Raw genomic sequence first — 20,260 nt, 5'->3', positions numbered from 1 at the left:
GGTCAACTGTAGGGGTCGAGCGCGTCCCGCAAGCCGTCGCCGAGGAAGCTGAAGGCCAGCACAACCATCATCACCGGCGCCAGCGGCCACAGCAGCCACGGGTAGATCTCGACCACCGTCAGGTCGAGCGCATCGTTCAGCATCAGGCCCCACGACACCGCCGGTGCCCGCAGCCCCAAGCCCAGGAAGGACAGCGCGGTTTCGCCCAGGATCATCGCGGGCACCGCGAGCGCGGCGCTGGCGACGATGTGGCTCATGAAGTTCGGCATCATGTGCGCCGCGATGATGCGCCGGGGCGAGGCCCCCATCAGTTCGGCCGCGCGCACATAATCCTCTTCGCGCAGGCTGAGGAACTTCGACCGGATGGCGCGCGCTAGCCCCGGCCAGTCGAGCAGGCCTAGGATCACCGAGATGATGAGGAACACGCTCACGGGCCCCCAGTTGGCCGGGATGGCCGCCGACAGCGCCAGCCAGATCGGAAGCTCCGGAAGTGATCGCACGATTTCGATGGTCCGGCTGACCGCCGCGTCGACCATGCCGCCGAAATAGCCCGCGATGCCGCCAAGCACGAGGCCGATGGCGAAGCTGACCGTCACGCCGATAAGCCCGACGGTCAGCGACAGTTGCGCCGCCCACAGGATGCGGCTGTGCACGTCGCGCCCCAGCCGGTCGGCCCCGAGAAGGAAGAAGTGACCGTCCGCCGGAGGGCAGACGACGCGAAACCGTGACTCGAAGATGCCGAGAATTGCGTGCGGCCGACCGCAGGTCGCGAGGAACCGCAGCGGCAACGGCCTGGAGCGATCAGCCTCGGTGTCCATCCGGAACGTGTCCAGATTGAATACCTCGCGCGTCGCATAGGTGTGCGGGCCGACGAATCGCCCGTCGTGAAACAGCGCCAGCGGCGAGGGTGCCGCGAAGATCCTGGTCTCATGCCGTTCGTTCGGAGCATAGGGTGCAAAGAAGCCGATGAATGGCAAGGCAAGATAGATCGCAGCCAGATAGACGCCGGCCCAGTACGCCAGCGGTCGCCGGCGGAACCGCTGCCAGATCAGGGCGCGCAGCGGCAGGTCTGCCGCGGCATCGGCGCGCGGCGCGGGGGCGGCGGCCTCGGGCGAGACCCAATGAGCGTCGGGATCGCGCATGGTTCAGGCTCCGAGCCGGATTCGTGGGTCCACGAGGGCCAGCAGCAGATCCGACAGCAGCATGCCCACGAGGGTCAGCGCCGACACGAACAGCAGGATGAAGCCCGACAGGAAGACGTCTTGCGAGCGCAAGGCCGACAGAAGGATCGGCCCGATGGTCGGAAGGCTCATCACCACCGATACCAGCACCGCGCCCGACACGAGTTGCGGCAGAAGGTTGCCGATATCGGCGATGAAAGGGTTCAGCGCCACGCGCAGCGGGTATTTCAATACCGCCCGCGTCTCGCCCAACCCCTTGGCGCGTGCGGTCACCACGTAGGGTTTGCCCAATTCGTCGAGAAGGTTGGCACGCAACCGTTGCGACATGCCGGCAACCGCAGCGGTGCCGATGACGAATACGGGCGCGATGAGGTGCAGGAGGATCGAGCCGAGCTTCTCGACGCTCAAGGGCTGGCCGATGAACTCCCGCGCCATGCCGCCGCCGATCGGCAAGCCGACCGCCTTGTTGCCGTAGTACATCAGCAGCAGCGCCAGCAGGAAGTTGGGAGTCGCAAGGCCGAGATAGCTGACCACCGACACCGTCCGGTCGATCCAGGTCCCCGCACGCATGGCCCCGATAACCCCGAGTGGCAACGCAAGCGCATAGACGAACAGCACCACCGCGAGATTGAGCCCCAGGGTGAAGGCCATCGCCTCGCCCACAATCTCGAGCACGGGCCGATCCAGTGCGAAGCTCTGGCCGAAATGGCCTTGGAGGATCCCCGAGAACCCGCGCGGCCCCGGCCACAGTCCCAGCCATATCAGGTATTGCTCCGGCAGCGGTCGGTCGAGCGCGTATTCCGCAACAAGGAATTCTGCCTGCGCAACACCGGACTCCTGTCCCGTTGCGCGCAACTCGGCGATCTGGTTCGAGAGATAGTCGCCAGGCGGCAGCGTGATGATCAAGAAAACAAGCGCCGACACCACGAGCAGCGTGCCGAGCATGGCCGCGATGCGCCGCAGAATGTAGGCTCCGAGAGGTCCCCCCGCCCAGAGTGCGAGCGCCGCGCCACAGGTCAGCGTGACGAGTGCCCAGAGCGGTGTCGGGCCCGGCAGGAGCCCGACGGCTCCGCCCAGTGCCGCAAGCCCGTAGCCTGCGATGCGAAGCGCACCCCGACTGCCGATCCCGATGCCGCTCATGGCGCGAAGAAGGCTTCATCGATGCGGTGCACCCCGAAATGGGCACCAGGCTCCCAAGCGAAAACGGCCGATTCCGGTAGGTTGTGCAGTCTCTTGGATACAACCACCGGCTGCGGGGCCGAGGCGACGAGGCCGATCGCGAACACCTGGTCGGCGTGGATCGCCAGCATCTCTCGCCAAGCCGCCGCGCGTCCGGCAATGTCAGGCGACCGTGTCCAGGATTGATAGAGTTCCAGCAGTCTGCGCGCCTCGGGAACGTCGACGGGCTCGCCGAGCTTGCCGCCGCTCTGTGCGTATTGGCCCCATTTTGGCCATGTGAAGGTAACCTGATCCACTGGGGCGACCTCGTTGGGAACCGCATCCGCGGTCGGGATGCCGAGGTTCCAGCCGAACCAGACCGGCAGGATCGAGTCGCCCGAATAGACACGGTTGCGCAGGATGTCGCGGTCGAGCGGGCGGAAGATCAGCCGAAGCCCCACTTCGGCCCACATCTCGGCCAGCAGTTCCAGCGCATCGAGTTCCTCGCGCCTCTCGCCAGCCGTCTCCGCCACGATCTCGGCCTGCCGACCGTCCGGCAGAAGGCGCACACCCCCGCGCCGTGCATCGAGTCCCGCCGCGTCCAGAAGCGATGCCGCCCCATCGAGGTCGAACTGCGTCCAGGCCTGAGCATGGTCGGGGTTATGGAAAGGGCTCTCCGGCAGAGCGGCCATCGCCGCCGGGCGGCCCAGTCCGAAATAAAGCGACCGGTTGAGCGTCTCGCGGCTGATCGCAAGGCTCAGCGCCCGGCGTACCCGCACATCGCGGAGCACGCCCCTCCAGACCGCGTCGTTCGCATTCAGGTTCGGATAAAGCGCAATCTCCGAGGCGTAGCCCGATCGCCACAGCTGCGTGCGGTATCCGCCGGACGCTTCGCCCTTTCGCAGCACCGGCGCGTCCGAGAACGACAGGCCCCGCGCCTGAAGTTCGACCTCGCCCCGGTTGGTCTTTGCCGGGATCAGGCTGCCGGAGGCGACCATCATCTCGATCCTGTCGACATAGGGAAGCTGCCTCCCCTCGCTATCGACACGGTGGTAGAAAGGGTTCCGTTCAAGAACATAGCGCTGGCTGTTGCGTGCGGTCGTGTTGCGCCAGGGCTGCAGCGTCGGCAGGTCCGGATCGTCGAAGGCATAGAGATCGTCGCGCTTGTTGTGCAGCGCGGCCCAGCTTCGGGCGCTGTCGGCCGCCACCTCGGCCGCCAGAGCGTCGGGGTCGGCATAGCGGGCGTGGAAGCGGCGCATGCGATGGAACGGGCTGAACACGTCGCGAGGACGCGCGCCCGCCAGCGCAGGCAGGAAGCGCGGATTCGGCTTCGGCCAGACATAGCGGATCGTGACCTCGTCGATCACGCTGACGACCGGCGCCGCCCCATCCACCAGCATCGACTCTGGCGGGCCAGCGGGGGATAGGTCGGGGTTCAGGGCCACATCCTCCCACCAGTATCGGAAATCCTCGGTGGTGAAGGGGTGGCCGTCGGACCAGCGATGCCCCCGCCGCAGGCGGAAGGTGAATGCCCTGCCATCCTCGACCTCGACTTGGCGCAGGATGTCGGGGACCAGCGCATAACTGTCGTCATACCCGACAAGCCGCGCATAGCCGTACACGACGGCCATCCTCACGTCGCGCGGAGTGCCGATCAACGTGCGGATCTCGCCGCCATGGACGCCGAAGGCCCGTCCGCGCGCTGGCAGATCGACGATGAGCGGATCGAGCGGCAGGCGCGCCACGGCTGGCGGAAGGGCACCGGTCGCCACCGCCCTCGCCAGCGCCGGCGGTTCCGCCGTCGCGCGCGCGCGCGGAACGCCGCCAGCGGCCATCGCGAGAGCCGCCGTGAGGACATCGCGCCGCCTCATGCCGCGCACCGTACGAAATGGCCGGCCTCGATCTCGCGCAGCGCGGGAACGGCGTGCTCGCCGACCCGAAAGCGCTCGGGCCAGGTTTCCGGCTCGCCCGCGCCCAGTGAAACCGCGGCGAGATCGAGCCGCGCTTCGCAATCCGCAACCGGCGACGCGGCGATCAGCGCCTGCGTGTACGGATGCACAGGCGCGAGAAACAGACGGTCCACCGGTGCGGACTCGACGATCCTGCCGCGACGCATCACGGCGACATGATCTGCTATGCCCGCGACAACCGCGAGGTTGTGGCTTATGAAAAGCATCGACAAACCGAGTTCTCGACGCAACTCTGCAAGAAGATCAAGCACCTGCGCCTGCACACTGACATCGAGTGCCGAGGTTGGCTCGTCGCAGACAAGAAGTTCGGGCCCGAGCGCAAGTGCCCGCGCGATCGAGATGCGCTGGCGCTGTCCGCCCGAGAAAGCGTGCGGAAAGCGCCCGAGATGGTCAGGCGACAGGCCGACCCTGGCCATCAGCGCCGCCGCGCGGTCGCGCTGCTCGGCCGGGGTTCCGATCCGGTGGACGCGCAGCGGCTCCGTCAGGATGTCGCGGATCGTCATGCGCGGCGACAGCGACGCGAAAGGGTCCTGGAACACCATCTGCGCGCGGCGGCGGAAGGCGCGAAGCGCTTCCGGACCGGCACTGCCGATGTCGATCTCGACCCCGTCCCGACCGCGAAAGACGACGCGCGATCCGGGATCGGGGATCTCCGCGAGCAGCGCCAGCCTCGCGATGGTGGATTTTCCCGACCCGGATTCGCCGACGATCGCAAGCGTGGCCCCGCGTTCGAGCGCGAAGCCCACGTCGATGGCGGCCGTCACCGGCGGCGCGCGGCGGCCAAGCGCCAGTCGCCGCCCGGGATAGGTCTTGTTCAACCCGGACACCTGCAGGATCGTGTCGAGCGCCGTCGGCACGCGGCAGGACGGTGCCTCCGGGATCGTTGGCGTCGCTGCCATCAGCGCTCGCGTGTAGGGATGTCCGGCCGCGCCCAGCACGGCCGTCACCGGTCCGGCCTCGACCACGCGGCCGGCCCGCATCACGGCGACGGTGTCGGCGACATTGGCCACGACGCCGAGGTCGTGAGTGATCAGCAGCACGCCCATGCCCGTCTCGGCCTGCAGCCGGCGGATGAGGTCGAGCACCGTGGCCTGCGTCGTCACGTCGAGCGCAGTGGTCGGCTCGTCCGCGATCAGCAGCGTCGGGCGGCACACCATCGCCATCGCGATCATCGCCCGCTGGCGCAGTCCGCCCGACAGCTGGAAGGGGTAGGCCGCGTAGGCCCGATCCGGGTCCGGGAACCCCACTTCCGCGAAGACCTCGATGCAGCGCTCCGCCGCCGCGGCTCGGGTCGCGCCGTGATGCAGCCGTACCGCCTCGGCGACCTGCTCGCCGACGCTGTGCAACGGCGACAGCGCGCTCATCGGCTCCTGGAACACCATTGCGATGCGGGACCCGCGGATGTCGCGCAGCGCCGCATCGCCCAGTGCCAGCAGATCGCTCGCGCCATCTCGATCGACGAAGATGGCATGGCCGGCGCGGATGTGCGCCCCGCGCGGCAGAATTCCCAGAAGGCTGCGGGCGGCCAGCGTCTTGCCCGATCCGGATTCACCGACCAGCGACAGGGTCTCGCCCCGCCGCAGCGAGAACGAAACGTCATCGAGCGCGAGCGGTCCGGACGGTCCGCCGAAGCCGATCGTCAGCCCTTCGACCGACAGCAAAGGCCGATCAGCCATGCAAGACCCCGTGGTTCCCGGCCGGCTTTATGCACCGCCCACGGGCCAGCCGGCAAACGCTTTCACGTTTTCGCGCGCCCCCATGGCGTCAACGCGCTGACCCCTCCGCATCAACGCGCGACCCTGCGAAATATGCCCGGGCGGACCGGTCCGCCATGTTCTGGACCCCGGTCAGATCCGCGCCGAGCATCGGGCTGCGCCCGATGAGCAGCCCCGCAAAGCCGTGCACCATGGCCCAGAGCGGCGCGCCGAATTCATGCGGGTCGCGGGTTCCCAGCCCTTGCGCTCCCATGACCCCCTGCAGCCGCGCGATGAAGGCGGCGTAGCAGCGCGCCCCCGTCTCGGTGGCGATGCCGTTCTCGAGGTGCGGTCGCGTCGCGCCCCACATCAGGTGGAACAGTTCCGGTTCCTCGGCGCCGAAGGCGACATAGGCCTGGCCGCTTGCGATCAACCCGTCGAGCGTGCCGGGCCCGTGTTCCGCGCTCGCAGCTTCGGTGCGGGCCTGCAGGCGCAGGAACCCCGCGGCGGCGACGGCGTCGAGCAGCGCGTCGCGGTCGGCAAAGTGGCGGTAGGGGGCGCCGCTGCTGACCCCGGCCTGGCGCGCAGCCTCGGCGACGGTGAAGGTTTCGACGCGTCCGCCCCGGATGAGGTCGGTCGCGGCATCGATGAGCGCGGCGCGCAGGTCGCCGTGGTGGTAGGGCGCACGCCCACCCTTGCATCCTGCCGCCTTGTCGCTCTGCCGTCCGCCCATCCCGCGCTACTCTCCACCCCGCGATGCAGCAAAAAATGTTTTGCCAGCTTACATAGAAAGTGAGACCGTCTCACTTAACGCCGCGCGGGCGGCGACGTCCACCGGAGATCGCACGATGCCAGACACGCAAGCCGGCTCCGGTTCCGCGAGGTCGCGCCGGATCCGCGCGTGGACGGGGGCGCTGCTGTTCGCGGTGGCCATCTTCGGCGCCGCGCATCTCGGTCTTGATGCAATGCGCGTGCGGGTGGCTGCCGCTGCCGCGCAGGCCGTCGCGCCAGCGCCGCTGCCGGTGCGCGCCCTGAGACTGAGGATCGAGCCCGGCTTTGCCTGGACCGAACGCTTCGTGGGACGGGTCGAGCCCGCGCGACAGGCGGCGCTCGGTTTCGAGCGGCCCGGCCTCGTGGTCGCGGTGCTCGCGCAGGAAGGGGACACGGTCGCAGCCGGGGCTCTGCTTGCCAGCCTCGACACCGAACCGCTGCAGCGCGAGCGCGCGCGCCTGGAAGCGGCGCGCGATGTCCTGGCGGCCGATCTGGCACTGGCCGAATCGACCCTCGGACGGCGCAGCGCGCTGAGCGGCCGCGGTTTCGATACCGCGCAGGCGCTCGACGAGGCGCGCTTTGCTGTCGATGCCGTGCTGGCCCGCATCCGCGAGACCGATGCTCGACTTGCGGCGATCGATCTCGACATCGCCAAATCCGAGCTCCGCGCGCCTTTTGCCGGCGCGGTTGTTTCGCGCGCGCGCGACGAAGGGGCGGTGGTCGCCGCAGGCGCGCCCATCGTCACGCTCCACGAAACCGGCCGGCCGCGGGCAAGGGTTGGCGTGCCTGCGGCGCTGGCTGCCACGCTGACCGCCGATACCGAGTTGATGATCGACACGCGAACCGGCCCGATCGGGGGTCGGCTGCGCGCGGTCGTTCCCGACATCGATCCCGCGACGCGCACCCGTGCCCTCGTCGTCGACCTGCCATCGGACGCCGCGCTTGCGATGGGAGAGATCGTCCGCCTCGCCTTGCCGCGCAGTGAGAACGAACCCGGCGCCTGGGTGCCTCTCGTCGCCTTGCAGGAAGGCATCCGCGGACTGTGGGCCGTGATGCTTGTTGTGCCGGACGGGCAGCAAGGTCATGTCGCCCGACCGGAAGCGGTCGAAGTGCTCCATGTCGAGAACGGCAGCGCCTTCGTGCGCGGGGCGATCCCCGACGGCGCGCTGCTTGTGGCGGAGGGCGTGCACCGCCTCGTGGCGGGCCAGCGCGTGACGCCGCTGCCCGCTGACGGGGGCTGAGGGATGGGCGCGCTGCTCCACCGCCGACCCCGGTACTTGGCCCTCGTGCTGCTGACGCTGGTCGCGCTGGGCCTCAATGCCCTCGGCACGCTGGGGCGGCAGGAAGATCCGACCATCACCAACCTGTTCGCGACTGTCATCACCCGCTATCCCGGGGCGGACCCCGCCCGGGTCGAGGCGCTCGTGACCGAGAAGATCGAGGCGCGGCTGCGCGAACTTCCGGAGATCGAGGAGATCAAGTCGGTCAGCCGCGCGGGCGTCTCGTCGATCCAGATCGAGCTGTCGGTCTTCACGCCCGTGAGGCGCATACCCGAGGTGTGGTCCGAGATCCGCGACGCGCTCGGCGACGTGGCATCCGAATTGCCGGCCGGTGTCGTGGCCCCGCTGTTCGACGACGACCGTACCGGCGCCTTCACGGCCATCGCGTCGATCACCGCCCGCGACGGGCTCGCAGCCCCCATCGGCGTGCTGTCGCGCACCGCCCGCGCGCTGCAGGAGCGCCTGCGCCAGGCGCCGAACACCAAGCGGGTGGAACTCTACGGCGCCGCGGCCGAGGAGGTGCTGGTCGAGGTCGACGCCGACGCGCTCGCCGCGCTCGGGTTGACGCCCGCGGACGTGGCCGCCGCCATCGGCGCCGCCGACGCCAAGGTCGCGGCCGGGCGCGTGCGCGGGCCGGGCGCGGATTACCTGATCGAGGTGGCGGGCGAGATCGACAGCCTCGATCGCGTGCGCGACACGCCGCTGGCGGGCGGACCGGACGGGCGCGCCCTGCGGGTGGGCGACGTGGCGCGCGTCACCCGCACCCCAGCCGACCCGCCGGACCAGATCGCCTACGACATGGGCCGGCGCGCCGTGCTGGTGGCCGCGCGGATGGAGGAGGACCGGCAGGTCGACCGCTGGGCCGCGCGCCTTCGCGCGGATGTCGAGGCCTTTGCCGCCGGCGCGCCGGCGGGTCTCGAGGTGCGCCTCGCCTTCGACCAGAGCGGCTACACGGCGGCGCGCATGGCCGATGTGCTGTGGAACCTCGCCCTTGGGGTGGCGCTGGTGGTTGTGGTGCTTTTCGTCTCGATGGGGTGGCGCTCCGCGCTCATCGTCGGCGCGACGTTGCCGCTGACGGCGCTCGGCGCGCTGTTCGTGCTCGAGAAGCTTGGTGTGGTCATTCACCAGATGTCTGTCACGGGGCTGATCGTCGCGCTGGGTCTGCTGGTCGACGCGGCCATCGTGACCACCGACGAGATGCGCCGGCGGATCGGGGCAGGTGCGCCGCGGCTGGCGGCGGTGCAGGGGACGGTCCGGCGTCTCGCGACTCCCTTGGCGGCCTCGACGGCGACGACCGTGTTCGCCTTCCTGCCGATGGCGACGCTGCCCGGCCCGGCGGGAAACTTCGTCGGGGCCATCGCGCTTTCGGTCATCACCATGCTGGTCATCTCGTTCGGCCTGGCGCTGTTCGTGACCCCTGCGCTGGCGGCACGGATGCTGCCCGCGGTCGGTGAGGCCCCGCGCTGGTGGCGCGACGGCATCCGGGCCGCCGTGGTGTCCCGTGTGTTCGCGGCCTCGCTCGACGCGGCCCTGCGCTGGCGCGGTCTCGCGATGGCGGCGGCGGCGACCCCGGCCATCGTCGGGTTCCTCGCCCTGCCGACCCTGAGCGCCCAGTTCTTTCCGGGCGTCGAGCGCGACCAGTTCCATGTGCAACTGGAACTGCCGGGCGGCGCCTCGATCCGGGAGACCGACGCGGCGGCACGCGCGGCCGAGGCGATCCTGCGCGGCGATCCGGCGGTTGTCGCCGTCCAGTGGTCCATCGGCCGAAGCGCGCCGGCATTTTACTACAACATGCTCGCCAACCGCGACAGCGATCCGAGCTTCGCCGAGGCGCTGGTCACGACGGTCTCGCCCGACGCCACGGACGCCGCCGTGCCGCGGCTTCAGCGCGCCCTCGATGCGGGCGTTCCGCAGGCTCGCGCGCTTGTGCGCGGGCTAAAGCAGGGGCCGCCCGTCGATGCGCCGCTCGAGTTGCGCCTTGTAGGCCCCTCGCTCGACGGACTGCGCGCGCTTGGCGAGCAGGCCCGCCTGCGCATGGCCGAGACGCCATTCGTCACCCATGCCCGCGCGGAACTCGCCGGCACCGCGCCTAAGTTGCGCCTTTTGCTCGACGCGGACGCGGCGCGACTTGCGGGCCTCACTCTGGTCGAGGTTGCGTCACAGGTGCAGGCGCTGGGGGAGGGCGCGCTCGGCGGTTCGCTGATTGAGGGGCCGGAGGAGATGCCAGTGCGCGTGCGCCTGCCGGCGGCGGATCGCGCCGATGCGGCCGCGATCGCGGCCCTGACCGTCGCGCCGGCCGGCGCGCGCGCTGCCGCGCTGGCGGGCGATTGGTCGCCGATCCCGCTTGCCGCGCTCGGGACCCCGAGGCTCGAACCGGCAGAGACCGCCATCGCCCGGCGCAACGGCGAACGGGTCAATACCGTGCAAGGCTTCCTCGAACATGGCGTTCTGCCCGACGAGGCCCTGTCGCTGCTGCAGGAGCGGCTGGCCACTGCGCCATTGTCGCTGCCCGCCGGCTATCGCATCGAATGGGGCGGCGACACCGATGCGCGGGATGAAACCATCCGCAACCTGATGTCCACGCTCGGGATCGTCGTCGTCGGCATGGTCGCCTCGATCGTCGTGACCTTCAATTCTTGGCGGCTGTCAGCGGTGGCCTTCGTCGTCTGCGGCCTCGCCATGGGCCTCAGCCTTCTGGCGCTGGCGGTCTTCCGCTATCCGTTCGGCGTTGTGGCGCTGATCGGGGTGATCGGGTCGGTCGGCGTCTCGATCAACGCCGCCATCATCATCCTCACGGCGCTGCAGGAGGACGCGGAAGCCGCTGCGGGCGATCGCGCGGCGATCCGCGGCGTGGTCATGCGCCAGGGCCGCCACATCGTCTCGACCACAGTTACGACCTTCGGCGGCTTCCTGCCGCTGATCCTTGCCGGCGGCGGCTTCTGGCCGCCCTTCGCGATGGCCATTGCCGGCGGCGTGCTGCTCTCGACCGTCGTCTCGTTCTGGTTCACGCCCCCGGCCTTCTCGCTGCTGGCCGGGCGGCGGCAGCGGGCGAAGGCGCGGCCCGTTCCCGTCCGTCTGGCGGCGGAGTAGGGGCCCGGTCCCGGCGTGCCGCGATCTGGACGCAGGCGATGCCGACGGTCACCACCGCGACGCCGGCAGCATCGACCCAGGTCGCGGGCTCGCCCAGTGCCAGTGCGGCGATGCCCACGCCGAGGGCCGGGTTCAGAAAGTGGAATGCGCTGGCAGGGCCCGCCCCGATCCGCCGCACCAGCCCGAACCACAGAAGGGTGGCCGCGATCCCCGGGACAAGCGCGATGTAGACGAAGGCGAGCCCCAGGCGCGGCGTCCAGCGCACGGCCTCCGTCGTTTCGAGCGCCAGCGCGACAGGGGCGAGCGCTGCGGCGCCGACCAGCATCTGCAGACCGACCACCATCAGCAGCCCGCCGCCCGCCGAGGCTCCGCGGAGGCTCAGCGTCGCCACCGCCAGCGCCAGCGCGCCGCCCACGCAAGCCGCGAGGCCCCAGACCGGCGCGCCGCCCTGCACGCGACCGCCCATCACCACCAGCACCCCGGCGAACCCGACCGCCAGCCCCAGTACCCCCAGCGCCGAGGGGCGCTCGCCCCGCGTCGCCCATGCGAGCGCCGCCACCGCAAGCGGCAACGCGCTGGCGACGATGGCCGCGAGGCCGGCCGGAACCTCCGTCATCGCGAGGAAATTCAACCCCAGATACAGGGCGTTCTGGCAAAGCCCGAACACCGCCACCGCCCTCCAGGCGCTCCGCCCCCGCGGCAGGCGCTGTCCCAGCGCCAGCGCCACGGCCACCGCCCCGAGACCCGCCGCGGCGAAGCGCGCGGTCAGGAAAAGGAAGGGCGGCGCGTCGAGCAGGGCGATGCGCGCGGAACTGAACGCCGATGACCAGATCACCGCGAAGGCGATGCCCATGGCGACGGCCGCCACGTCGGGCGCGCGGGTCGCGGGCGCTGCGGCGTCTGTCATCGACGGGTTCCCTGCTGTGCGGGCGGCACCCTTGCCGTGGACGGGCGCGCGCGCAAGGGCGATGCGCCCCGCGGCGGTCCCGTCGCTTCCGCCCGCCGGCGCGCAGTGCTAGGAGCGAAGCGCCCGACTGTGACCGGAGCGACACCGATGCGCCTGCGATCCTCCGCCCTGCTCTGGGCCGTCGCCATGCTGTCGGCCGGTTCGGCCATGGCACAGTCGAGCGGCGCGTGGAACGCCGCACGCGCCGCCTGCCGCGCCTTCGCGGCCGATCGCGGCCCTTTGGCCGATCGCGCTGTCGCGGCCGACGACATCGCCGTCCGCAGTGACGTCCGCGTCGCCACGAATCAGGTGCGCACAACGCTGACGGTCGACACGCCGCGCGTTTCCGCTCGTGGTTTCTGCATCCTTGTCGGCATCGGCACCAACTGGTCGGTCATCGAACTGACCGTGACACAACTCACGGATCGCTGAGGACCGCGCGCGGTGCAGGATCGCCGCTTCGCCGCACCGCGGCACGCCCGAAGCGCGATGACGGTTTTGCTGCGCCGCGCTTCGCGCTATCAGCATCCGCCGCGCTGACGCCCGCCGGCGCCGAGGGGAGACGGAACCATGAAGGACATCCTCCAGCAACTCGAGGACCGCCGCGCCGAGGCCCGGCTCGGCGGCGGCCAGCGCCGCATCGACGCCCAGCACGCCAAGGGCAAGCTGACGGCGCGCGAGCGCATCGAGGCGCTGCTGGACGAGGGATCCTTCGAAGAATACGACATGTTCGTGGCCCACCGCTGCGTGGACTTCGACATGGCCGGCACCACGATCCCGGGCGACGGCGTCGTGACCGGATGGGGTACGGTCAACGGCCGCATGGTCTATGTCTTCTCTCAGGACTTCACCGTGTTCGGCGGCGCGGTGTCGGAGACGCATGCGGCGAAGATCTGCAAGATCATGGACATGGCCATCCGCAACGGAGCACCCGTGATCGGGCTGAACGATTCGGGCGGCGCGCGCATCCAGGAGGGCGTGGGATCGCTCGCGGCCTATGGCGAGGTGTTCCAGCGCAACATCGAAGGCTCGGGCGTGGTGCCGCAGATCAGCGTGATCATGGGTCCCTGCGCCGGCGGCGCGGTCTACAGCCCGGCGATGACCGACTTCATCTTCATGGTCCGCGACAGCAGCTACATGTTCGTGACCGGCCCCGACGTGGTGAAGACCGTCACCAACGAGCAGGTCACAGCCGAGGAACTGGGCGGCGCAAAGACCCACACCTCGAAATCCTCGGTCGCCGACGGCGCCTTCGAGAATGACGTCGAGACGCTGGCCGAGGTACGCCGCCTGATCGACTTCCTGCCGCTGTCCAACCGCGATCAGCCCCCCGTCCGCCCCTTTCACGACGACCCCGCCCGCGTCGACGAAAGCCTCAACACCCTGGTCCCCGACAACCCCAACACGCCCTACGACATGAAGGAGTTGATCCTGAAGGTCGTCGACGAGGGCGACTTCTTCGAGATCCAGAAGGATTACGCGAAGAACATCATCACCGGATTCGGCCGGCTCGAGGGGCAGACTGTGGGCATCGTCGCGAACCAGCCCATGGTGCTTGCGGGCTGCCTCGACATCGACAGCGCCCGCAAGGGCGCGCGCTTCGTGCGCTTCTGCGACGCCTTCAACATCCCGCTGCTGACCTTCGTCGACGTGCCGGGCTTCCTGCCGGGCGTGGCGCAGGAATACGCCGGCATCATCAAGCACGGCGCGAAGCTGCTCTACGCCTACGGCGAGGCCACCGTGCCCAAGGTCACGGTCATCACCCGCAAGGCCTACGGCGGCGCCTACGTCGTCATGGCCTCCAAGCACCTGCGCGCCGACGTCAACTACGCTTGGCCGACCTCCGAGATCGCGGTGATGGGGGCCAAGGGCGCGACCGAGATCCTCTATCGCAGCGAACTGGGCGACGCGGAGAAGATCGCAGCGCGCACGAAGACCTACGAGGACCGCTTCGCCAATCCCTTCGTCGCGGCCGAACGCGGCTTCATCGACGAGGTGATCATGCCGATGAGCACCCGCAAGCGGGTCGCCCGCGCCTTCGCCGCGCTGCGAACCAAGCGGATCGAGCGTCCGTGGAAAAAGCACGACAACCTGCCGCTTTAACGCCATCCCTCGAGGTTCTCGTTCCCAACGCGATCCTTGGTGCCCGCGTCTCCCGGGCGCCATGCGGACACGCGGCCGATGCCGTCGTCTGGGTTTTCGCAGCGGGCCATATGCCGAACGCCCAGCGGCCCCCGACGCGCCTCTGCCGGAGGGATTCGCGCAGCAGATGGCCGCAGCATGCGCAACCTGAAGGCGGCGTTCGCGCCGCTTGGGGCTTTCCCTTGAGGTTGCCGTGCAGGCGCGCTGCTTCCTGACGCAGATCGAGCGCCGCGATGCTGCCCTAAACGCCGCCCGCGCGGCATCCTTTCGCCGGACCTCCTGCCTGCGCGCACCGCGGTGCGCGCAACGGCACCCGCGCCCGGCGCTCTGGTCGAGATCGACAGTCCCTGCCCGGAGGCCGGACGTCGCCTCCCAACGGCCTTCCGATTGACGCGCGGGCCGTTCCAAGCGGGCCTTCGCGGTGGACGGCGGGCTTCTGCCCGCTAGATCCCACATGACAGGGCCGCCGGGCGGAGCAGCATCATGCCGCATCAGAAGCAACGGGAGGCGCTCGCGCCCCTCGGCATCCGCGACTTTCTGCATATCGTCGGCCGTGCGATCATCGCTCTCGGGATTGGCTGGGGCTACCTGCTCGCCGTCGCGCTCGGCGATTTCGGGGGGCTCGCAAGCTGGGCCATGGCCACGCCGATCGGCATGATGGCCATGACGATGATCTGGGGCATAACCGGCGTCGCCTTCGCCATCACCGGTGCGCACATCGGCTGGATGAATGTCGCGGGCGAAGCCGCGCGCGCCCATGCCGCCGATGCGGCCGCCCGTCGGGGCGAGGCGCGGTACATGGGCCGCCGGCCGTGAGAGATCCGACCCCGTGCTCGGCAAACACCGAGAGCCGGTTCCTCCTTGCCAGGGCCGCGGACGGCGTGGCGGCAGGCTGGGCGGCACTTCTCGGGCTGGTCTGGACGGATGTCGGCCACATAGGCACCCTGATGGACCGATCCGATCAGGGCGAGCTCGCAATGGCGTTGCTGGCGACTGTGTTCGCCGTCACCTTCGGGCCGGTCGGCATTGCTGCAGGGTGGGCATTACGTGGGCGATGACGAATACGAGCCGCCTTCGGGCCCGACGCCGCAGCAACCTGTCGACTGGCGACTGACCCGCTTCCTCGCCCGCCATTGCGCCACCGGCATCGCCGCGTCTTGGACGCTGCTGCTGGGCCTGCTCTGGACCGACGTCGGCCAGCTTGGGACGTTGCTGGACAGGTCATCATCCGGCTGGCTCGCGCTCATTGTGCTTGCCGCTTCCTTCGGGCTCACGGGCGGCGCGGTGGCGATGGCCGTGGCGGTGATGACCATCGGCGGCAGGGACGACCGCTGACGCCGTTGCCGGACGCCCGGGAGCTCGTGGCGGCGATCATCGCCCGTCCCCACCGCGCCGCCGGCCGGTTCGCCGTATATGCCGCGCCCGACCTTGTGGCGCAGGCGCCGCTGATCCTCGCCCGCGCGCCGGCTCGCCTCGGGGCGGTGGTGGGCCTGTCGGCGCCATGGCCCGGCGGGAGCGGTGTCGGAATGGCATCGCATCGCGCCGTGGCCGCTTTGAGGCAGGAGATTTGGCGCGCGCTGCGCGATGCGCCCGGCCTTTGTCCGGTCTCGGCCGTCGCGTGCGGGGATGAGGGCTGGCGTTTCATGGCTGCCGCAGCCTTTGTCGACCGGGCTCGTCCGTCGTCGCGGACGCTGGACGCGTTGTCCGAGATCTTTCATCACGCTGCAGTGCGGCGCTGGGGCCGATGGTCCGCGGACGCCGCCCTGCGCTAAACGCGCAGGGGACAGCGAGGGGCGGGCCATGTTCAAGAAGATCCTGATCGCGAACCGGGGCGAGATCGCCTGCCGCGTCATCAAGACGGCGCGGCGCATGGGCATCGCCACCGTCGCGGTCTATTCCGACGCCGACCGCGATGCGCTGCATGTCCGCATGGCCGACGAGGCGGTGCACATCGGCCCGCCGCCGGCCAACCAGTCCTACATCGTGATGGACAAGATCCTCGCCGCCATCCGCGCGACTGGGGCCGAGGCCGTGCATCCCGGCTACGGCTTCCTGTCGGAACGCGCCGAGTTCGCCCGCGCCCTCGAGGAGGCCGGCGTGGCCTTCATCGGCCCGCCCTCCTCGGCCATCGACGCCATGGGCGACAAGATCACCTCGAAGAAGCTCGCCGCCGAGGCGGGCGTCAGCACCGTGCCCGGCTACATGGGCCTGATCGCCGACGCGGAGGAGGCGGTGAAGATCGCCGGCGAGATCGGCTATCCGGTGATGATCAAGGCCAGCGCCGGCGGCGGCGGCAAGGGCATGCGCATCGCCTGGAACGCGCAGGAGGCGCGCGAGGGCTTCCAGTCCTCGAAGAACGAGGCGGCGGCCAGCTTCGGCGACGACCGGATCTTCATCGAGAAGTTCGTCACCCAGCCGCGCCACATCGAGATCCAGGTGCTCGGCGACAAGCACGGCAACGTCCTCTACCTCAACGAGCGCGAATGCTCGATCCAGCGCCGCAACCAGAAGGTCATCGAGGAGGCCCCGTCGCCCTTCCTCGACGCCGCGACCCGGCGCGCCATGGGCGAGCAGTCGGTGGCGCTGGCCAAGGCGGTCGACTACTGTTCGGCCGGGACGGTCGAATTCATCGTCGACGCCGAGCGCAAGTTCTATTTCCTCGAGATGAACACCCGCCTGCAGGTCGAACACCCTGTCACCGAGCTGATCACCGGCCTGGACCTCGTCGAACTGATGATCCGCGTCGCGGCGGGCGAGAAGCTGCCGCTGACGCAGGCCGATGTCGGCATCGACGGCTGGGCCATGGAGAGCCGCCTCTACGCCGAGGATCCCTACCGCAACTTCCTGCCCTCGATCGGCCGCCTGACCCGCTACCGTCCGCCCGCGGGCCCGCAGCTCGACCACACCCGGGTCCGCAACGACACCGGCGTCTTCGAGGGGGGCGAGATCAGCCGCTTCTACGACCCGATGATCGCGAAGCTCTGCACCTGGGGCCGCGACCGCGCCGAGGCGATCGAGGAGATGCGCTGCGCGCTCGACGCCTTCGAGGTGGAGGGGATCGGCCACAACCTGCCCTTCTGCGCAGCGGTGATGGACCACCCGAAATTCGTCGCGGGCGACATCTCGACCGCCTTCATCGCCGAGGAATACCCCGACGGCTTCCAGGGCGCCGCCATCGGCGAGGTGGCGCAGACGCGCCTCGCGGCGCTCGCGGTCGCGCTGCGCATCGTCCGCGAGAAGCGCGACGCCCGCGTGTCCGGCGCCATGTCGAACCACGAGCGCGAGGTCGGGACAGACTGGGTGGTCGGCTTCGGCGGGGCCTTCTGGGCGGCCCGTGCCCATTTCGGCGTCATGCTGATGACTCGGCTCGATGGGGCGAGCGTTCCCGCGGGGCTCGACCTCGGCAAGGGTGATGCCTTCGAGGTCAATACCGACTGGTCTCCGGGGCAGACGCTGGCGCGCGCGCAGGTCGGCGGCGTCGCCATGGCCGTGAAGGTCGATCCGCTGACCGAGGGCTTCCGCCTGCGCTATCGAGGCGTCGACCTCAAGGCGCAGGTGCGCACGCCGCGGCTGGCGCAGCTTGCGGCGCTGATGCCCGAGAAGGCGCCGCCCGACACCTCGAAATTCCTGCTCTGCCCGATGCCGGGCCTCGTGGTCTCGATCGCCGTGGCCGAGGGCGACGAGGTGCAGGAGGGACAGCAACTCGCCATCGTCGAGGCGATGAAGATGGAGAATATCCTGCGTGCCGAGCGCAAGGGCAGGGTCGCGAAGGTCAAGGCCCAGCCCGGCGCCTCGCTGGCGGTCGACGACGTGATCATGGAATTCGAGTGACCGTCGCACCGTCTTCGTCGCACCCCGGCCCCGGCGGTCCCCGCCGGCGGGCGTCCGCGCTATCCTGACTCCGTCCTGATCCGGGAGACGCCGCCATGACCGACAAGCCCGACCTCGCCGCGTGGGAAGCCCTCGCCGCAAAGGAGCTGCGCGGCAGGACGCCAGACGCGCTCACCTGGCGCACGCCCGAGGGCATCGACGTCAAGCCGCTCTACACCGAGGCGGATCTCGCCGGCCTGGACCATCTCGGCTCGCTGCCGGGCCTCGCGCCTTTCACCCGCGGGCCCCGCGCGACGATGTACGCGGGCCAGCCTTGGACCATCCGGCAATATGCGGGGTTCTCGACGGCGGAGGCGTCCAACGCCTTCTATCGCCGGGCGCTGGCGGCGGGGCAGAAAGGGCTGTCGGTGGCCTTCGACCTCGCCACCCATCGCGGCTATGACAGCGACCACCCGCGCGTGGTGGGCGATGTGGGCAAGGCGGGCGTCGCCATCGACAGCGTCGAGGACATGAAGATCCTGTTCGACGGCATCCCGCTGAAGGAGATGTCGGTGTCGATGACCATGAACGGTGCCGTGATCCCGGTGCTGGCGTCGTTCATCGTCGCCGGCCGCGAGCAGGGCTGCACCGATGCCGACCTGTCGGGGACCATCCAGAACGACATCCTCAAGGAGTTCATGGTCCGCAACACCTACATCTACCCGCCCGAGCCCAGCATGCGGATCGTGGCCGACATCATCGCCTACACCGCCGAGCACATGCCGCGCTTCAACTCGATCTCGATCTCCGGCTACCACATGCAGGAGGCCGGGGCGAACCTGGTGCAGGAGCTGGCCTTCACGCTGGCCGACGGGCGGGAGTACGTGCGAACGGCGCTGGCCCGCGGCATGGACGTGGACGCCTTCGCGGGACGGCTGTCGTTCTTTTTCGCGATCGGCATGAACTTTTTCATGGAGGCCGCGAAGCTGCGCGCCGCCCGCCTGCTGTGGTCGCGGATCATGGCGGAGCTCAAGCCGAAGAAGCCGCAATCCCTGATGCTGCGCACCCACTGCCAGACCAGCGGCGTGTCGCTTCAGGAGCAGGACCCCTACAACAACATCGTCCGCACCGCCTACGAGGCGCTGGCGGCGGCGCTGGGCGGCACGCAGTCGCTCCACACCAACAGCTTCGACGAGGCCATCGCGCTGCCGACCGAGTTCTCCTCGCGCATCGCGCGAAACACCCAGCTGATCCTGCAGGAGGAGACGGGGGTCACCAAGGTCATCGACCCGCTGGCGGGCAGCTATTACGCCGAGAAGCTGACGGCGGACATGGCCGAGGCCGCCTGGGCGATCATCGAGGAGGTCGAGGCGCTGGGGGGCATGACCAAGGCCGTCGCCTCCGGCATGCCCAAGCTGCGCATCGAGGAGTCGGCCGCGCGCCGTCAGGCGGCGGTGGATCGTGGCGACGAGGTGGTGGTGGGGGTGAACAAGTACCGCCTCGCCAAGGAGGACTCCATCGACATCCTCGACATCGACAACGCCGCCGTGCGCGACAGCCAGGTGGCGCGGCTGGAGCGCATCCGCGCCACCCGCGACGCGGCGGCCTGCGCGGCGGCGCTGGAGGGGGTGGAGCGCGCGGCGCGCGAGGGCGGAAACCTGCTGGCGGCGGCCATCGAGGCGGCGGCGGCGCGGGCGTCGGTCGGCGAGATCTCGGACGCCATGGAGCGGGTGTTCGGCCGCCACCGGGCCGAGGTGCGCACGCTCGCGGGCGTCTACGGCGCGGCCTATGAGGGCGACGACGGTTTTGCCGCGATCCAGAAGGACGTGGAGGATTTCGCGGCGGCGGAGGGGCGGCGGCCGCGCATGCTGGTGGTCAAGATGGGGCAGGACGGCCACGACAGGGGCGCGAAGGTCATCGCCACGGCCTTCGCGGACATCGGCTTCGACGTGGATGTGGGGCCGCTGTTCCAGACGCCGGAGGAGGCGGCGCGGGACGCCATCGACAACGACGTGCACGTGATCGGGGTGTCCTCGCAGGCCGCGGGGCACAAGACGCTGGCCCCGAAGCTGATCGAGGCGCTGCGGGCGGCGGGGGCCGGGGAAATTCTGGTGGTCTGCGGAGGGGTGATCCCGCAGCAGGACTATGAGTTCCTGCACGGGGTGGGGGTGAAGGCGATCTTCGGGCCGGGCACGAACATCCCCGACGCGGCGCGGAA

The 20,260-nt window shown here is 69.9% G+C and carries 15 protein-coding genes; 9 read left to right on the top strand and 6 right to left on the bottom strand.

Annotated elements, in window-relative coordinates:
* Positions 1-2: 2 nt before the first annotated feature.
* The 5 genes from V7Q31_RS06295 to V7Q31_RS06275 all read right to left on the bottom strand — a co-directional run bounded on the left by V7Q31_RS06295 (position 3) and on the right by V7Q31_RS06275 (position 6,736).
* The gene (locus V7Q31_RS06295; protein WP_333832839.1) at positions 3-1,142 is read right to left on the bottom strand and encodes an ABC transporter permease; all 1,140 of its coding nucleotides are present in this window, start codon (positions 1,140-1,142) and stop codon (positions 3-5) included.
* 3 nt (positions 1,143-1,145) lie between these two features.
* The gene (locus V7Q31_RS06290; RefSeq protein WP_333832838.1) at positions 1,146-2,321 is read right to left on the bottom strand and encodes an ABC transporter permease; all 1,176 of its coding nucleotides are present in this window, start codon (positions 2,319-2,321) and stop codon (positions 1,146-1,148) included.
* Entirely contained in the window at positions 2,318-4,174 is a 1,857-nt protein-coding gene (locus V7Q31_RS06285) for an ABC transporter substrate-binding protein (RefSeq protein ID WP_333832837.1), read from the bottom strand. Before V7Q31_RS06285 ends, V7Q31_RS06290 begins: the two co-directional genes overlap by 4 nt.
* Positions 4,175-4,206: 32 nt before the next feature.
* The gene (locus V7Q31_RS06280; RefSeq protein WP_333832836.1) at positions 4,207-5,970 is read right to left on the bottom strand and encodes an ABC transporter ATP-binding protein; all 1,764 of its coding nucleotides are present in this window, start codon (positions 5,968-5,970) and stop codon (positions 4,207-4,209) included.
* Between the two features lie 103 nt (positions 5,971-6,073).
* Entirely contained in the window at positions 6,074-6,736 is a 663-nt protein-coding gene (locus tag V7Q31_RS06275; RefSeq protein WP_333832835.1) for a TetR/AcrR family transcriptional regulator, read from the bottom strand.
* Positions 6,737-6,851: 115 nt separating this feature from the next.
* Here V7Q31_RS06275 and V7Q31_RS06270 point away from each other — a divergent pair, with 115 nt between their 5' ends.
* Both V7Q31_RS06270 and V7Q31_RS06265 read left to right on the top strand, forming a co-directional pair.
* Positions 6,852-8,015: an efflux RND transporter periplasmic adaptor subunit gene (locus V7Q31_RS06270; protein ID WP_333832834.1), complete on the top strand. Its 1,164-nt coding sequence runs from the start codon at positions 6,852-6,854 to the stop codon at positions 8,013-8,015.
* 3 nt (positions 8,016-8,018) lie between these two features.
* Entirely contained in the window at positions 8,019-11,144 is a 3,126-nt protein-coding gene (locus tag V7Q31_RS06265) for an efflux RND transporter permease subunit (protein WP_333832833.1), read from the top strand.
* Here the strand turns inward: V7Q31_RS06265 and V7Q31_RS06260 are convergent.
* Entirely contained in the window at positions 11,059-12,051 is a 993-nt protein-coding gene (locus tag V7Q31_RS06260; RefSeq protein ID WP_333832832.1) for a DMT family transporter, read from the bottom strand. The two genes, V7Q31_RS06265 and V7Q31_RS06260, sit on opposite strands and share 86 nt — an antisense overlap.
* A 147-nt stretch (positions 12,052-12,198) precedes the next feature.
* Between V7Q31_RS06260 and V7Q31_RS06255 the strand changes: the two genes are divergently transcribed.
* The 7 genes from V7Q31_RS06255 to scpA all read left to right on the top strand — a co-directional run.
* Positions 12,199-12,522: a hypothetical protein gene (locus V7Q31_RS06255; RefSeq protein WP_333832831.1), complete on the top strand. Its 324-nt coding sequence runs from the start codon at positions 12,199-12,201 to the stop codon at positions 12,520-12,522.
* A 138-nt stretch (positions 12,523-12,660) separates the two neighbouring features.
* A complete protein-coding gene (locus V7Q31_RS06250) occupies positions 12,661-14,193 on the top strand; it encodes an acyl-CoA carboxylase subunit beta (RefSeq protein ID WP_333832830.1) in 1,533 nt (510 codons plus the stop codon).
* 522 nt (positions 14,194-14,715) lie between these two features.
* Positions 14,716-15,048: a hypothetical protein gene (locus V7Q31_RS06245; protein ID WP_333832829.1), complete on the top strand. Its 333-nt coding sequence runs from the start codon at positions 14,716-14,718 to the stop codon at positions 15,046-15,048.
* A 231-nt stretch (positions 15,049-15,279) separates the two neighbouring features.
* Positions 15,280-15,567: a hypothetical protein gene (locus V7Q31_RS06240; RefSeq protein ID WP_333832828.1), complete on the top strand. Its 288-nt coding sequence runs from the start codon at positions 15,280-15,282 to the stop codon at positions 15,565-15,567.
* 26 nt (positions 15,568-15,593) lie between these two features.
* Positions 15,594-16,004: a hypothetical protein gene (locus tag V7Q31_RS06235; RefSeq protein ID WP_333832827.1), complete on the top strand. Its 411-nt coding sequence runs from the start codon at positions 15,594-15,596 to the stop codon at positions 16,002-16,004.
* A 28-nt stretch (positions 16,005-16,032) separates the two neighbouring features.
* Positions 16,033-18,063, top strand: coding sequence for an acetyl/propionyl/methylcrotonyl-CoA carboxylase subunit alpha (locus tag V7Q31_RS06230; RefSeq protein WP_333832826.1), 2,031 nt, complete (start codon positions 16,033-16,035; stop codon positions 18,061-18,063).
* Between the two features lie 95 nt (positions 18,064-18,158).
* On the top strand, positions 18,159-20,260 hold a 2,102-nt coding region (gene scpA, locus V7Q31_RS06225; protein WP_333832825.1), incomplete at its 3' end, for a methylmalonyl-CoA mutase.

The organism is Rubrimonas sp. (assembly GCF_036788415.1).
In the GTDB taxonomy this organism is placed as follows: domain Bacteria; phylum Pseudomonadota; class Alphaproteobacteria; order Rhodobacterales; family Rhodobacteraceae; genus Rubrimonas.
The sequence above is the reverse complement of the archived record's forward strand: the minus strand, read 5'-3'. Positions and strand labels throughout refer to the sequence as shown.